The sequence below is a fragment of the Jiangella ureilytica genome, assembly GCF_004348545.1.
In the GTDB taxonomy this organism is placed as follows: domain Bacteria; phylum Actinomycetota; class Actinomycetes; order Jiangellales; family Jiangellaceae; genus Jiangella; species Jiangella ureilytica.
Genome location: NZ_SMKL01000108.1, coordinates 1 through 14,078 on the forward strand (window position 1 = coordinate 1; position 14,078 = coordinate 14,078).

General features: G+C 71.2%; 11 protein-coding genes. 5 read left to right on the forward strand and 6 right to left on the reverse strand.

Going from position 1 to position 14,078, the window contains the following annotated elements; all coding sequences use genetic code 11:
* The first annotated feature begins 38 nt into the window (after positions 1-38).
* The 3 genes from E1212_RS27565 to E1212_RS27575 all read left to right on the forward strand — a co-directional run bounded on the left by E1212_RS27565 (position 39) and on the right by E1212_RS27575 (position 4,625).
* Positions 39-1,235, forward strand: a complete 1,197-nt coding sequence (locus E1212_RS27565) for an ABC transporter substrate-binding protein (protein ID WP_131988502.1) — start codon at positions 39-41, stop codon at positions 1,233-1,235.
* A gap of 147 nt (positions 1,236-1,382) precedes the next feature.
* Entirely contained in the window at positions 1,383-2,663 is a 1,281-nt protein-coding gene (locus tag E1212_RS27570) for an ABC transporter substrate-binding protein (RefSeq protein ID WP_131988504.1), read from the forward strand.
* A gap of 234 nt (positions 2,664-2,897) precedes the next feature.
* Positions 2,898-4,625, forward strand: coding sequence for an amidohydrolase (locus tag E1212_RS27575; RefSeq protein ID WP_131988506.1), 1,728 nt, complete (start codon positions 2,898-2,900; stop codon positions 4,623-4,625).
* A gap of 95 nt (positions 4,626-4,720) precedes the next feature.
* On the opposite strand, the gene E1212_RS27580 is transcribed toward E1212_RS27575, so the two are convergent.
* The 6 genes from E1212_RS27580 to E1212_RS27605 form a co-directional block, all read right to left on the reverse strand.
* The gene (locus E1212_RS27580) at positions 4,721-5,503 is read right to left on the reverse strand and encodes an ABC transporter ATP-binding protein (protein ID WP_131988508.1); all 783 of its coding nucleotides are present in this window, start codon (positions 5,501-5,503) and stop codon (positions 4,721-4,723) included.
* Positions 5,500-6,576, reverse strand: coding sequence for an ABC transporter ATP-binding protein (locus tag E1212_RS27585; protein WP_131988510.1), 1,077 nt, complete (start codon positions 6,574-6,576; stop codon positions 5,500-5,502). The genes E1212_RS27580 and E1212_RS27585 overlap by 4 nt, the downstream gene beginning before the upstream one ends.
* A complete protein-coding gene (locus tag E1212_RS27590) occupies positions 6,566-7,555 on the reverse strand; it encodes a branched-chain amino acid ABC transporter permease (RefSeq protein WP_131988512.1) in 990 nt (329 codons plus the stop codon). Before E1212_RS27590 ends, E1212_RS27585 begins: the two co-directional genes overlap by 11 nt.
* Positions 7,556-7,574: 19 nt before the next feature.
* The gene (locus E1212_RS27595) at positions 7,575-8,951 is read right to left on the reverse strand and encodes a branched-chain amino acid ABC transporter permease (protein WP_203417332.1); all 1,377 of its coding nucleotides are present in this window, start codon (positions 8,949-8,951) and stop codon (positions 7,575-7,577) included.
* 182 nt (positions 8,952-9,133) lie between these two features.
* Positions 9,134-9,883: a DUF554 domain-containing protein gene (locus E1212_RS27600; protein WP_131988514.1), complete on the reverse strand. Its 750-nt coding sequence runs from the start codon at positions 9,881-9,883 to the stop codon at positions 9,134-9,136.
* A gap of 8 nt (positions 9,884-9,891) precedes the next feature.
* Positions 9,892-10,290 carry a PaaI family thioesterase gene (locus tag E1212_RS27605; RefSeq protein WP_420814449.1) on the reverse strand — a complete coding sequence of 133 codons (399 nt, stop codon included), beginning with the start codon at positions 10,288-10,290 and terminating at the stop codon, positions 9,892-9,894.
* Positions 10,291-10,477: 187 nt separating this feature from the next.
* On the opposite strand from E1212_RS27605, the gene polA reads away from it, so the two are divergent.
* Both polA and E1212_RS27615 read left to right on the forward strand, forming a co-directional pair.
* Positions 10,478-13,138, forward strand: coding sequence for a DNA polymerase I (gene polA / locus E1212_RS27610; RefSeq protein WP_238992513.1), 2,661 nt, complete (start codon positions 10,478-10,480; stop codon positions 13,136-13,138).
* A gap of 141 nt (positions 13,139-13,279) precedes the next feature.
* The coding region (locus E1212_RS27615; RefSeq protein ID WP_203417333.1) for a lytic transglycosylase domain-containing protein at positions 13,280-14,078 on the forward strand (799 nt) is incomplete at its 3' end.

The window sequence follows — 14,078 nt, forward strand, 5'->3', positions numbered from 1 at the left end:
GGCGATGCTGTGCACGGCGCGACACATGAGGAGCTGACATGACGGTGCGTCGTGGCGCGGGGCGGGCCGCGCCGGCGGCGGCTGCTCGCTGGGTCGCGCTGACGGCGACCGCGGTGCTGCTCTCGTCCTGCGGCATGGTCAACGCCCTGGGTGACGACGACGCCGGGGCGCAGACGGCGACCGTCGGTGTGCTGGCGCCGGCGAGCGGGTGGCAGCAGACCGACGGCGAGGCCGTCCTGGCCGCGGTGCGGCACGCGGTCGAGGAGCGGGCCGGCGACGTCGGAGGGTGGACCATCGAGGTCGTCGCCGTCGACGAGGGCGAGAAGGGCGAGACCGCCGCCGGCGCCGTCACCGAACTGGTCGACGGTGACGCGGTCGCCGTGGTCGGCGGGCTGACGACACCGGGCGTGCGGGCGGCGCAGCCGATCCTCGACGACGAGGACGTGCTGTTCGTGTCGCCGGCCGACGTCGTGCCGGAGCACACGCTCGGCGCCGACCCGGCCGCGCCGCTGCGCCCGTACCGCTCCTACTTCCGCACCGCCGCCGGCGACGAGCCGCCCGCCGCGGCGCTGGCCCGGTACGCCGTCAGCGGCCTCGGGGCCGAAGCGGTCGCCGTCGTCGACGGGGGAGACCCGGCCGAGGCGCGCGCGTTCGCCGCGGCCGTCGGCGAGGCCGGCGGCGCCGTCGTGGCCAGCGGCGCCGACGCGGCCGCCGTCGTCGCGAAGGCGAAGACCGAGGGCGCCACGGCGGTGTTCGTGGCCGGCGACCCCGAGGTGGCGACGACGGCGGACCGGCAGATCCGCGCCTCCCGGCTCGAGGCCACCCTGCTGGGCACGACGGCGTTCGGGGGCGACCTCGCCGACGACGGCGCCACCGGCGACGACGGCGACGGCCTGCGGGACGGGGCCGTCCGGGCCGAGCCGGCCCAGCTGGACGCGACGGCGGGGGTGCGGTCCGGCCGGCTGGCCGAGGACATCGGCGCGCCGCTCGGGCAGTACGGCGCGGCCGCCTACGACGCCGGCACGGCGATCGGCACGGTGCTGGCGCGCTGCCTGCCGCCGGCCAGCTCGGCGTCGTCGGCGCGACGTGGCTGCCTGGGCGAGATGAGCCAGCTCGACTTCGCCGGCGCCACGGGGGAGGTGGCCTTCGACGAGTACGGCGACCGTTCCGGTGGGAGTGTCCGGTTCAGCGTGCTGCGCGACGGGGCGTGGGAAGTCGTGGGTGTTGACGGGTGATGTCCAAGGTCACAGTGTCCTAACAAGATGATCCTGGTGGGCCACGAGTACTACGTTTAGCCCCCCGCACCGCATAAGTTGCGGGAATCATCGCAGACCAGGACCGGCGCCAGGGTACGGCGGCCGGCTCGGCGAAGGAGAAATCTCATGACCCGCACATCGCGACTGTGGCGGTCTCTTGCCGTCGCCGGAGCGGCCTCGCTCGTGCTGGCCGCGTGTGGCGGCGACGACGAACCCTCGGGTGACGAGTCGCCCGGTGCCGGCGGCGACGGCGACCAGGCGACCAGCGAAGAGCCGCTGCGGCTCGGCACGCTGCTGCCCGAGACCGGTAACCTCGCCTTCCTCGGCCCGCCGGAGTTCGCCGGCGTCGACCTCGCCATCCAGGAGATCAACGAGGGCGGCGGCGTGCTGGGCCACGACGTCGAGGTCACGCACACCGACTCCAGCGACGCGAGCAACTCCGCCGTCACGCAGCAGTCCACGGACTCGCTGCTCAACGAGGGCGTGGCCGCCATCATCGGCGCCGCGTCGTCCGGCGTGTCGTTCACGGTGCTCGACCGCATCGTCCAGGACGAGACCATCATGTTCTCGCCCGCCAACACCTCGCCCGACTTCACCACCTACGAGGACGACGGCCTGTACTTCCGCACGGCGCCGTCCGACGTGCTGCAGGGCCAGGTCCTCGGCGACACCATCCTCGGCGACGGCCACGCCAACGTCGCGATCATGAACCTCGACGACTCCTACGGCAACGGCCTCGCGCAGTACCTCAGCGAGACCATCACCAGCGGTGGCGGCACCGTCGCGGCGCAGATCGTCTACGACCCGCAGGCCTCGAACTACACCTCCGAGGTCGGCCAGGTCGCGGCGGCGGCACCGGACGCGATCGCGCTGATCGGGTTCGAGGAGACGGTCACGATCATCCCCGAGCTCGTCACCCAGGGCATCGGCCCGCAGACGATCCCGTTGTACTTCGTCGACGGCAACCTGTCGAACTACGGCGACCAGCTCCCGCCCGGCACGCTCGACGGCAACAAGGGCACCCTGCCCGGCGCCGAGACCGGTGCGGACTTCCAGGAGCGCATGCTCCAGATCGACCCGGAGCTGCAGGACTTCAGCTACGGCCCCGAGTCCTACGACGCGACCATGCTGCTCGCCCTCGCGGCCATCCAGGCCGAGTCGGTCGAGAGCCGCGACATCGCCGACAACCTGATCGCGGTCTCGCGCGACGGCACCGAGTGCTCGGGCTTCCAGGAGTGCGCGGACCTGCTGGCCGACGGCGAGGACATCGACTACCAGGGCATGTCGGGCCCGGTCGAGTTCACCGATGCCGGCGACCCCGAGACGGCCACCATCGGCGTCTACCAGTACGGCCCGGACAACACGTACACGAACCTCGAGTACATCGAGCGGACCATGTCGGAGTGAGCTGACCCTCTCCGTCAGCGAGGCCCCGCCGGGCAGGTTCCGGCGGGGCCTTCGCGCGTCCCGGCGCAGGTGGCAGCGGTGTCGATCATGGCGTGATACGGCCGTTGACATTTTATACATCACTCTTGTACGTTCCTCGTTCAAGGCGCCGAATCATCCCAAGTCAGACTCTTGACACTTTGCCTGTCTGTGCGCGACTCACGCTGTCGTGCCGAGTGCGTGGGAGTGATTTCGATGTGCGACACCGACCACAACGAACCCGTCCACCATCACCAGTACAGCCGGCGTCAGGCGATCGGGATCGGCGCCGCGGCGGCCGCGGCCGCCGCCGTCGTGCCGGGGCTGACCGGGCGGCAGGCCGCCTACGCCGCCGAGGAGGTGAGCCCGGACCACTACGAGGCGCCGACCGGTCTGGCCAAGGACAGCAACGCCAAGGACACCGCGCTCGCCCACGTCGACCGCAACGCCGACGCCGTCACCGGCCTCAACGACACCATCTGGGAGTACGCCGAGCCGTCGCTGGCGGAGTGGAACTCCGCCCTGGCCGAGGCGCAGTTCCTGGAGCGCAACGGATTCCGCATCCAGTGGGCGGTCGCCGGCCTGCCGACGACGTTCGTCGCGACGTACAGCAACGGCACCGGCAGCCCCGTGGTCGGGTTCAGCGGCGAGTACGACGCGCTGCCCGGCGTCTCGCAGCAGAAGGGCTCCACCGAGCACGACCCCGTCTATGAGGACGACCCGTACTCGCCGAACTACGGGTACGGCCACGGCTGCGGGCACTCCGCGCTGGGTGCCGCGGCCGCGGGTGCCGCCGTCGCCGTGGCGCACGCGCTGCGCCGGCACCGGCTCGACGGCACCGTCAAGTTCTTCGGCTCGACGGCGGAGGAGCAGCTGGTCGGCAAGTCCTTCGACGTCATGAAGGGCGTCTACGACGGGTGCGACGTCTTCGTCGACTGGCACCCCGGCCGCAACACCAGCACCGGGTTCGGCTCGAACAACGCCCTCAAGGCCATGGCGTTCAACTTCAGCGGCACCCACGGCCACGGCGGCAGCCCGCTGGGCAACAAGAACGCGCAGAACGCCGTCCGCGCCCTGACCATGCTCACCGACATGCTGCGCGAGCACCACGTGGCGCCGTCGGGCCGCATCCACCACGCGATCCGGCACTCCGGCGAGGCGCCCAACGTGCACGCCGCCCTGGCCGGCGCCTGGTACTTCGTCCGCGAGGCGACACCCGAACGGGTGGCGATCCTCGCCGACAAGGTGACCGACTGCGCCCGGGCGGCGGGCCTCGCGATGCGCATGGAGGTGCACGAGCGCACCGTCGCGAACATCTGGAACAAGCTCCCGAACAAGCGCGGCGCCGAGCTCGTCCACGACAACATGGTCCAGATCGGCGCGCCGGAGTTCACCGACGAGGACCAGGCCTACGGCAAGGGCCTGCAGGCCGCCGCCGGCATCGCGCAGAACGGCTACAGCACCGGCGTCGCCGACCTGCGCCCGCCGGGTGAGACCTTCCTCGGCGGCGGCTCCACCGACGTCTCCGACATCAGCTGGATCATCCCGACGCTCAGCCTGGGCACCCCGGTCAGCCCGTCCGGCACCGCCAACCACAGCTGGCTCACCACGGGGTCGACGGTGTCGCATGCGGGCCACGTGGCGCTGCTGGCCGCCACCCGCTACCTCGCCGCCGTCGCGGTCGACCTGTTCACGCAGCCGGCGCTGGTGGCGGAGATCAAGGCCGAGCACGCGGCGCGGACGGCGAACGTGCAGTGGGCGAGCCTCCTGCCGGCCGACTTCCAGCCGCCGGCCATCGAGCCGCCGGACTGGTTCCTGCGCCGGACCGGCCAGAAGTGGCCGAACTCGCACATCACCTGGCCGCCTGAGCGCATCGTCGGGCACACCAAGTGGGAGAGCCTCGGCCCGCCCATCCCGCCCGGCAACGTCCAGCCCTACGAGTGACGGTGACTCGGCCCCATGATCATCAAGAATCGACCCCGCCATGGTGGGTGGCCATGGTGGGGTCGATCCTTGATGATCACGGAAGCGCGAGCGTGTCAGACCTTGGCGAGCGACCCGAGGTAGAGCTCGATGACCTTGGGGTCGTTGATGAGCTCGCGGCCGGTGCCGGTGTAGGCGTTGCGGCCCTGGTCGAGGACGTAGCCGCGGTGGCAGATCTGCAGGCAGCGGCGGGCGTTCTGCTCGACGATGACGACGGAGACGCCGGCCTTGTTGATCTCGCGGGTACGGATGAAGACCTCGTCCTGCAGGACGGGGGAGAGGCCGGCCGAGGGCTCGTCGAGGAGGATGACGCTGGGGTCGGCCATGAGCGCCCGCCCCATGGCCACCATCTGCCGCTCGCCGCCGGACAGCGAGCCGGCGCGCTGCTTGCGCCGGTCGCCGAGGGCGGGGAAGAGGTCGGTGACGAACGCGAACCGTTCGGGGAACCGCTTCGGGGCCTGGTACAGGCCCATCTCGAGGTTCTCTTCGACCGTCAGGCCGGGGAAGACGTTGTTCGTCTGCGGCACGAAGCTGACGCCGCGCGACACCAGCTGGTTGGCCGGCAGGTTGGTGATGTCCTCGCCCTTGAGCTGCACCGTGCCCTTGCGCACCCGGATGAGCCCGAACAGCGCCTTCAGCAGCGTCGACTTGCCGGCGCCGTTGGGGCCGATGATGCCGACGATCTCGCCCGGCCGGCAGTAGAGGTCGCTGCCGTTGAGGATGTTGACGCCTTCGACGTAGCCGGCGACGACCTCGTCGGCGCGCAGGACGGCACCCTCGGCGCCCGCCAGGTGGGCCTCGCGGTCGGCCTCGTGCGTGCTCTGGCTCTGGGTTCTCATCGTCCGTCCTTCGTGTCGCCGGTGCGCTCGGCCGCCACCGTCTCCTCGGCCGGCTTCTCGTCAGCGGGCCCCCCGTCGATCGGGGCATCCTCGGTCGGCGACGGCGGCGCCTGCGGCTCACTCGACGGGGCGGCGGCGACGTCGCCGCTGAGCTCGGCCTCGGCGGCGGCCGTGAGCGCGCCGCTCTCGAACTCCTGCTCCAGCTCGGCCAGCGACTGGTCGTGGTGGGCGCCGAGGTAGGCGTCGATGACGCGGGGGTCGGACATGACGGTCTCGGGCGGCCCCTCGGAGAGGATCTTGCCCTGGCCCATGACGACGACCCAGTCGGCGATGTCGCGGACCATGTCCATGTCGTGCTCGACGAACAGCACCGTCATGCCCTGCTCGCGCAGGTTGGACACATGCTCGAGCAGCGACTGGGTGAGGGCGGGGTTGACCCCGGCCATGGGCTCGTCGAGCATGACGAGCTCCGGCTCGACCATGAGCGCGCGGGCCATCTCGAGCAGTTTGCGCTGGCCGCCGGAGAGCGAGCCGGCGAAGTCGTCGCGCTTGGTGTCGAGCTTGAAGCGGGCCAGCAGGTCCTCGGCGCGCTCGGTGATGTCCTTCTCCTGCGAGCGCCAGGTGAACGGCAGCATGGCGCGCCAGAAGCTCTCGCCGCGCTGCCGGGTGGCGCCCAGGCGCATGTTCTCGATGACCGTCAGCTTCGACAGCGCCTTGGTCAGCTGGAACGTGCGCACCATGCCGGCCCGGGCGACCTTGAACGGCGGCGTGCCGTGCAGCGAGCGGCCGTTGAACGACCACGAGCCGGAGTTGGGCCGGTCGAACCCGGTGAGCAGGTTGAAGAACGTCGTCTTGCCGGCGCCGTTGGGGCCGATGAGCGCGGTGATGGAGCCGCGCTGGATCTCGACGTGGTCGACGTCGACGGCGAGCAGGCCGCCGAAGTTCCGCTTGACGTCGTCGGCGACGAGGATGGGATCGGGCTTCTTGGCTCCGGGCTCGCGCGGAACGTCGGCGAAGGCGGCGACGGCCGCCTCGCGCTTCGCGGTCAAGGAGCTCACGTTGTCATCGGGCATCGAGCGCGATCTCCCTCCGGTCGCCGAGAATGCCTTGCGGGCGGAACACCAGCAGGAGTATCAGGACGACGCCGGTCAACATGAATCGTACGGCGCCGGTGTCGTTGGAATCCATCAGCCAGTCCGGGATGTACCCCTGGCCGATCGCGCCACGCAGCGCCAGGTCGATGAACTGGAACGAGAACCACACGATCATCGCGCCCAGAACCGGGCCGAACACCGTCGCCGCACCGCCGAGGATGAGGATGGCGTAGGCGAAGAAGGTGAAGTTGGTGGCGTAGACGTCCGGCTGCATGGCGCCCTGGAACAGGGAGTACACCATGCCGGCGAGCGCGCCCATGACGCCGCCGATGACCAGCGACTGCATCTTGTAGGCGTAGACGTTCTTGCCGAGGCTGCGCACGGCGTCCTCGTCCTCGCGGATGCCCTTGAGCACACGGCCCCACGGGCTGCGCATGAGCAGGAAGACCACCAGCGTGCAGATGGCGACCAGGGTCCAGCCGACCGCCAGCACCCACAGCACGCGCTCGCGGAACTCGAACGGCCCGAGCTCCAGCGGCTCGCTGAAGGGGTTGAGGTCGTAGAAGTCGTTGCTGAAGCCGGTGATGCCGTCGGAGCCGCCGAACACGTCGCGGCCCCACGCCGACCGGCCGACCAGGCGGACGATCTCGGACGCCGCGATGGTGACGATGGCGAGGTAGTCGGCGCGCAGCCGCAGCGTCGGGATGCCGAGCAGCAGCGCGAGCACGACGGCGCCGGCGATGCCGACCACCAGGCCCAGCCAGAACGACATGTCGTACGTGGTGACGATGACGGCGATGCCGTATCCGCCGACCGCGGCGAAGGCGGCCTGGCCGAAGTTCAGCAGGCCGGTGTAGCCGAACTGCACGTTGATGCCGATGGCGGCGAGCGCGAACACGATCGCCTGGACACCGATGAGCTCGCGGAGCGAGAGCTCGAAGATGCTTCCCCAGTCCATGGTCGTTTCTCCTTCCGCCTCAGCCGACCCGCTCGCGGCGGCCCAGGATGCCCTGGGGCCGGAACAGAAGGATCAGGATGAGGACGACCAGCACGCCGGCCGTCTTGAGTTCCGATGGGACCACGTACGAGGAGACCTCGATGAACACGCCGACGACCAGCGCGCCGACCATGGCGCCCCAGGCGGTGCCGAGCCCGCCGAGGACGGTGGCGGCGAACACCAGCAGCAGGACGCGCATGCCCATGAGGTAGTCGACACCCTGGATCATGCCGAAGAAGACGCCCGAGAGGCCGGCCAGCGCGGTGCCGGCGGTCCAGACCGTGGTGATGACGCGGTCGACGTTGATGCCGGACGCGGCGGCCAGGGCGGGGTTGTCGGCGACGGCGCGGATGGCCTTGCCCATGCGGGTGCGGGTGAGCGCCAGCGCGACGCCGGCCAGCAGGACCAGGCAGATGCCCATGATGACGAGGTCGCGGGTGGTGACGAAGACCGGGCCGATCGAGATCGGGTCCTGGTAGGTGTACTGGTCGTACGTCTCGCGGCCGCCGCCGATGATGAACTGCGTCAGGTAGCGCAGGATCAGCGACACGCCGATGGAGATGATCATCAGCGCGATGAGGCCGGTCGGCTTCTTCCGCAGCGGTCTCCAGAAGCCGCGGTCCTGGCCCCACCCGAAGACGCCGCTGAGCACCGCCGCCAGCAGGGCCGCCAGCAGCACCGGCATGCCGGCCTGGTTGAGCAGCAGCGCCGCGACCGCGCCGAACAGGATGAGCTCGCCGTGGGCGAAGTTGGTGAGGCCGGTGGTGCCGAAGACCAGCGACAGCCCCAGGCCGGCCAGGCCCAGGATGAGGCCGAACCGCACGCCGCTGATGAGCAGCTGCAGGAACCGGTTGTTCCCGGCCGTGGCGGTGACGTCGTCGCCGGCCTCGGCCTCGGCCCCGCCGCCGGACTCGGTGCCCGCACCGGGCGCCTCGCCCTCGCCGCCCTCGGACGGCGCCGTCTGGGACGGGGCCGGTTGCTCGCCGCCGCCGCTCTCGGGCGTGCCGACGCGGAACAGCACGACCTTGCGCTGCTGCGGGTTGACCGTGGTCTCGATGGTGTCGCGGGCGACGCCGGGCGCCGTGGACGGCAGCGTGGCGGCGTCGAGCACGACGGCGTAGTCGCCGGGGCCGGGCACCGGGACCTCCCAGGTGCCGTCGGCGGCCGTGGTCGCCGTGCCGACCTCTTCGCCGTCGGCGGAGGAGACGGTGATGGTGACGCCCTCGACGGGCGCGTCCTGGTACGTCAGCGTGCCGTGCACCGTCTCTCCGCTGCCCTGGGCCGCCGCTGGGGCGGCGAGCAGGACGGCGGCCAGGACAGCGAGCAGCGCTCCCAGACATCTGGCCAGCTTCTGCACGTGTGGTGTACCTCCCGCTCCCAGGACCGGCCTCCGACCGTGTGGCAGCCACACGTCAGATCGGTCGTTCGTTCGTCAGACGTTCGTGCCGGAGCATAACTCTCTTCTGGGACGTCTCCGTGGCTACGGGCGCGCCGAGTCCGGACCGATACCACATGGTGACGTTCGGGCATTCCCGCACGTCAGGACCGAATCGCGGCGACAATACTGACAAGAAGTGGCGCCACGATCAGGGCGGGCAGCAGGTCACCGACCGGAAGCGGCTTCATGCGCAGCAGCCGCAGCGCGACGCCGACGAGCAGCAGACCTCCGGTGGCTGTGATCGCGGACACGTAGGCATCGCCGAGCAGGCTCCCGGCCGCCACGCCGACCAGGGTGAGCAGTCCCTGGACGACGCCGACGGCGAGCGCGGAGGCCATGACGCCCCAGCCGAACGACGCCGCGAACGCGACCGCCGCGAACCCGTCCATGGTCGACTTCAGTGCCAGCTGGTCGTAGCCCAGGCCCATGCCGTCGGACAGCGCACCCAGGATGGTCAGCGGACCCACGCAGAACAGCAGCGACGTGCTCACGAAGCCCTCGACGAACCGCCGCCGCTCCTCGCCGTCGCCGTCGCGCGACAGCCGCCGCTGCAGCCCGCCGCCGAAGTCCTCGAGGCGCGCCTCGATGCGCAGCAGGGAGCCGGCGATGCCGCCGACGAGCAGCGCGCCCAGCACGACGAGCACCGTCGCGGAGTCGCCGACCTCGCGCGCGAACCCCTCGTCGAGGACGGCGGCCGCCGAGATCGCCGCGATGAGCAGCGTCACCAGGCCGAGCGCGTCGGTGACGACGTCGCGGGTGCGCTGGGGGAGCCGGTGGCCGACCAGCAGGCCGGCGGCCGAGCCGGCGACGACGGTGACGATGTTGAGGACGGTGCCGAAGCCCGGGAACATCGACGGCGTCAGCCCGCGGCCGGCGAGGGGCCGGTCCCGGGCAGGACGCCGTCGCCGCCACCGGGCGCCGGGCGGAGGAAGCAGGTGAGCCGCGCGGTGCAGACGCGGACGCCGTCGTCGCCCGTGATGGTGATCTCGTAGCTGGCCGCGCCCCGGCCACGGTGCAGGGGCGTGGCGACGGCGGTGACGTGCCCCTCGCGGACGCCGCGGTGGTGGGTCGCGTTGATGTCGACGCCGACGGCGATGCGGTCCGGGTAGCCGTGCAGCATGGCCGCCACCGAGCCGACGCTCTCGGCCAGCACGCAGGAGGCGCCGCCGTGGAGCAGGCCGTACGGCTGGGTGTTGCCGGCGACGGGCATCCGCGCGACCACGCGCTCGGGGCGCACCTCGACGTACTCGATGCCCATGCGCTCGTCGAGCGGGGCCCTCGGCAGCCGCGTCAGGATGGTGGCCTGGTCGTCGTAGTCGACGGCGGGCGCGCCGCCGTCCGCCCGTTCGGTCATGGCCGGACGATATCTCCCCGGACCCTGCGACATTGTCGGGACCGGCTACTAGGGTTACCGCGTGGTCGCCGCTGCCGATACTCCCCGCCTCTTGCTCCTCGATGGCCACTCCCTGGCCTATCGGGCGTTCTACGCGCTGAAGGACGCCAACCTCGTCACCACGACGGGCCAGCACACCGAGGGCGTGTACGGCTTCACGTCCATGCTCATCAACGTGCTGCGCGACGAGGCGCCCACGCACGTGGCGGTGGCCTTCGACGTCTCCCGCAAGACGTTCCGCAGCGAGCGGTTCCCCGAGTACAAGGCCAACCGCAGCAAGTCGCCCGAAGAGTTCAGCGGCCAGCTCGACCTCGTCAAGGAGGTGCTGACGGCGCTGCGCATCCCGTTCATCGAGAAGGAGAACTACGAGGCCGACGACGTCATCGCCACGCTGGCGACCATGGCCGAGAAGGACGGCCTCGACGTCTCCATCTGCACCGGCGACCGCGACGCCTTCCAGCTGGTCTCCGACCGCGTGACGGTGCTCTACCCGCGCCGCGGCGTGTCCGACCTCTCCCGCATGACGCCCGAGTCGGTGCTCGAGAAGTACGGTCTCACCCCGGCGCAGTACCCCGACTTCGCGGCCCTGCGCGGCGACCCCTCCGACAACCTCCCCAACATCCCGAGCGTGGGCGAGAAGACGGCGGTCAAGTGGGTGGTCGAGTTCGGCGACCTCGACGGCCTGGTGGCCCGGGTCGACGAGGTCAAGGGCAAGGCCGGCGACGCCCTGCGGGCGCACCTCGGCCAGGTCCTCACCAACCGCCAGCTCACCGAGCTGGTCCGCGACGTGCCGCTCGACGTCCGCATCGACGACCTCACCCGGCAGACGTGGGACCGCGAGGCCGTCCACCAGCTCTTCGACACCCTGCAGTTCCGGGTGCTGCGCGACCGCCTCTACGAGTACCTCGAGCCCGACACCGCGCCCGAGGCCGACGAGGGCTTCGACATCGACGCCGTGCACCTGCAGCCGGGCGAGGTGGCCGGCTGGCTGGCCGAGCACCTGGGCGCCGAGCGGGCCGGGCTGTCGGTGCGCGGCCACTGGTCGCGCGGGACCGGCGAGATCACCGAGGTGGCGGTCGCCACCACCGACGGCGCCGGCGCCTGGTTCGAGCCGTCCGCGCTGACACCCGAGGACGACGCCGCCGTCGCCGCCTGGCTGGCCGACCCCCGGCGCGGGAAGGTCATGCACGACTCCAAGGGCCCCATGCACGCGCTGGCCGCTCGCGGCTGGCCGCTCTCAGGGCTGTCCGCCGACACCGAGCTGGTGGCGTTCCTGGCGCTGCCCGGCCAGCGCTCCTACAACCTCGCCGACCTCGTGCTGCGCTTCCTGCGCCGCGAGCTGCGCGCCGAGGACTCCGGCGGCGCCGTGCAGCTGTCGCTCGACGGCGGCGACGAGAAGCAGCTGGGCGAGGACGAGACCGTCCGCGCCCGCGCCGTGCTCGACCTCGCCGCCGCGCTCGAGGCCGAGCTCGACAAGAAGGGCGGCCGCACGCTGCTGCAAGAGGTCGAGCTGCCGCTGGTCGGCGTGCTGGCCGGCATGGAGCGGGCCGGCATCGCCGTCGACGTCGAGCACCTGCAGGGGCTCGAGTCGGACTTCGCCGGCAACGTCGCCCAGGCCGCCGACGACGCCTACGAGGCGATCGGCCGCCGCGACGTCAACCTCGGCTCGCCCAAGCAGCTGCAGGCCATCCTGTTCGACGACCTCGCCATGCCGAAGACGAAGCGCACCAAGACCGGCTACACCACCGACGCCGAGTCGCTGGCCGAGCTGTACGCCAAGACCGAGCACCCGTTCCTCGAGGCGCTGCTGCGCCACCGCGACGCCTCGAAGCTGCGGGTCACCGTCGAGGGCCTGCTCAGCTCCGTCTCCGACGACGGCCGCATCCACACCACGTTCGTGCAGACCATCGCGGCCACCGGGCGGCTGTCGTCCACCGACCCGAACCTGCAAAACATCCCCATCCGCACCGACGAGGGCCGGCGCATCCGCGAGGCGTTCGTCGTCGGCGCCGGGTGCGAGGCGCTGCTCAGCGCCGACTACAGCCAGATCGAGATGCGCATCATGGCGCACCTCTCCGACGACCAGGCGCTCATCGAGGCGTTCGCGTCGGGCATGGACTTCCACTCCGTCACGGCGTCGCGGGTGTTCGACGTCCCGGCCGACGAGGTCACCGGCGGCCAGCGGGCCAAGATCAAGGCGATGAACTACGGCCTGGCCTACGGGCTGTCGTCGTACGGGCTGTCGCGGCAGCTGAACATCCCGGTCGCCGAGGCCCAGGGCCTCATGGACGAGTACTTCGAGACCTTCGGCGGCGTGCGCGACTACCTCAGCGAGGTGGTCGAGCGCGCCCGCATGGTCGGCTGGACCGAGACCATGCTCGGCCGCCGCCGCTACCTTCCCGACCTCACCAGCGAGAACCGGCAGCGCCGCGAGATGGCCGAGCGCATGGCCCTCAACGCCCCCATCCAGGGCTCGGCGGCCGACATCGTCAAGGTGGCGATGCTCCGCGTCGACCAGGCACTCACGACCGAGAAGCTGCGGTCGCGCATGCTGCTGCAGGTCCACGACGAGCTCGTCCTCGAGGTGGCCGACGGCGAGCGCGAGCAGGTCGAGGAGCTCGTGCGGCGCGAGATGGGCGCTGCCTACCCGCTGCGTGTCCCGCTCGACGTCTCCATCGGAATCGGGCGAACCTGGCACGAAGCGGGCCACTGACGCCTCCGTGTAAACCACACGTTGGTCATCTGTTTGCATAGTGGGGTAGACCGAACGGACGATCGCATGCGAGGCTCGTACGGACGTCGTTGAGAACGGGAGCCCGCTTTGCGACCTGTGTTCCGTGCCGCTGGAGCGGTCGTGGCAACGTCGGGGGTCCTGTGCCTCGGGGGAGCGGCGGGTTTACCAGGTCCGAGTGAGCTGGTCGCCTCGTCCGAGTACCCCGACGGTGCGGAGTCCGACGAGATCTACCACGGCCGCGGCGACGCCATCGTGTCCAGCGACGCGACCGACGGTCAGGCCTCTGTCACGGTGGTCGTCGACAACGCGGCTCAGGCGGCCGGCTTCGTCGTTCCGTCGTCGCCGTCGCCGGGAGTCGTGACGCAGACCCTGGCCAGCGGCCTGGGCATCCCCGGCATGGTCCTCGAGGCCTACCAGAGCGCCGCGGCGCAGATGACGCTCGAGAACCCCGGTTGCGGCATGCGCTGGGAGATCCTCGCTGGCATCGGCAAGATCGAGTCCGGGCACGCCAACGGCGGCCAGGTCGCGGCCAACGGCGACGTCGTGCCGCGCATCGTCGGTCCCGCCCTCGACGGCAACGGCTTCGCCGCCATCGGCGACAGCGACGGCGGCCGCTGGGACGGCGACACCGTCTGGGACCGCGCGGTCGGCCCCATGCAGTTCATCCCCGGCACCTGGAAGACCTTCGGCGTCGACGGCAACGGCGACGGCGTCGTCGACCCGCACAACGTCTTCGACGCCACGCTCGCGGCCGCGGAGTACCTGTGCGCCAGCGGCGGCAACCTCGCGACCGACGCCGGTCTGCGGGCCGCGCTGTACCGCTACAACCCGTCGGAGACCTACGTCAACAACGTCATGGCGTGGATCCGGTCCTACGACAACGGCAGCGGCTACGTCACCGAGACCCCCGGCCCGGGCC

Excerpts from the sequence above, each read along its gene's own strand:
- E1212_RS27600 (WP_131988514.1), bottom strand. The coding sequence starts at position 9,883 with ATGTTCCCGGGCTTCGGCACCGTCCTCAACATCGTCACCGTCGTCGCC.
- E1212_RS27575 (WP_131988506.1), top strand. The coding sequence starts at position 2,898 with ATGTGCGACACCGACCACAACGAACCCGTCCACCATCACCAGTACAGC.
- E1212_RS27580 (WP_131988508.1), bottom strand. The coding sequence starts at position 5,503 with ATGAGAACCCAGAGCCAGAGCACGCACGAGGCCGACCGCGAGGCCCAC.
- E1212_RS27590 (WP_131988512.1), bottom strand. The coding sequence starts at position 7,555 with ATGGACTGGGGAAGCATCTTCGAGCTCTCGCTCCGCGAGCTCATCGGT.
- E1212_RS27565 (WP_131988502.1), top strand. The coding sequence starts at position 39 with ATGACGGTGCGTCGTGGCGCGGGGCGGGCCGCGCCGGCGGCGGCTGCT.
- E1212_RS27570 (WP_131988504.1), top strand. The coding sequence starts at position 1,383 with ATGACCCGCACATCGCGACTGTGGCGGTCTCTTGCCGTCGCCGGAGCG.
- E1212_RS27605 (WP_420814449.1), bottom strand. The coding sequence starts at position 10,290 with ATGGGCATCGAGTACGTCGAGGTGCGCCCCGAGCGCGTGGTCGCGCGG.
- E1212_RS27585 (WP_131988510.1), bottom strand. The coding sequence starts at position 6,576 with ATGCCCGATGACAACGTGAGCTCCTTGACCGCGAAGCGCGAGGCGGCC.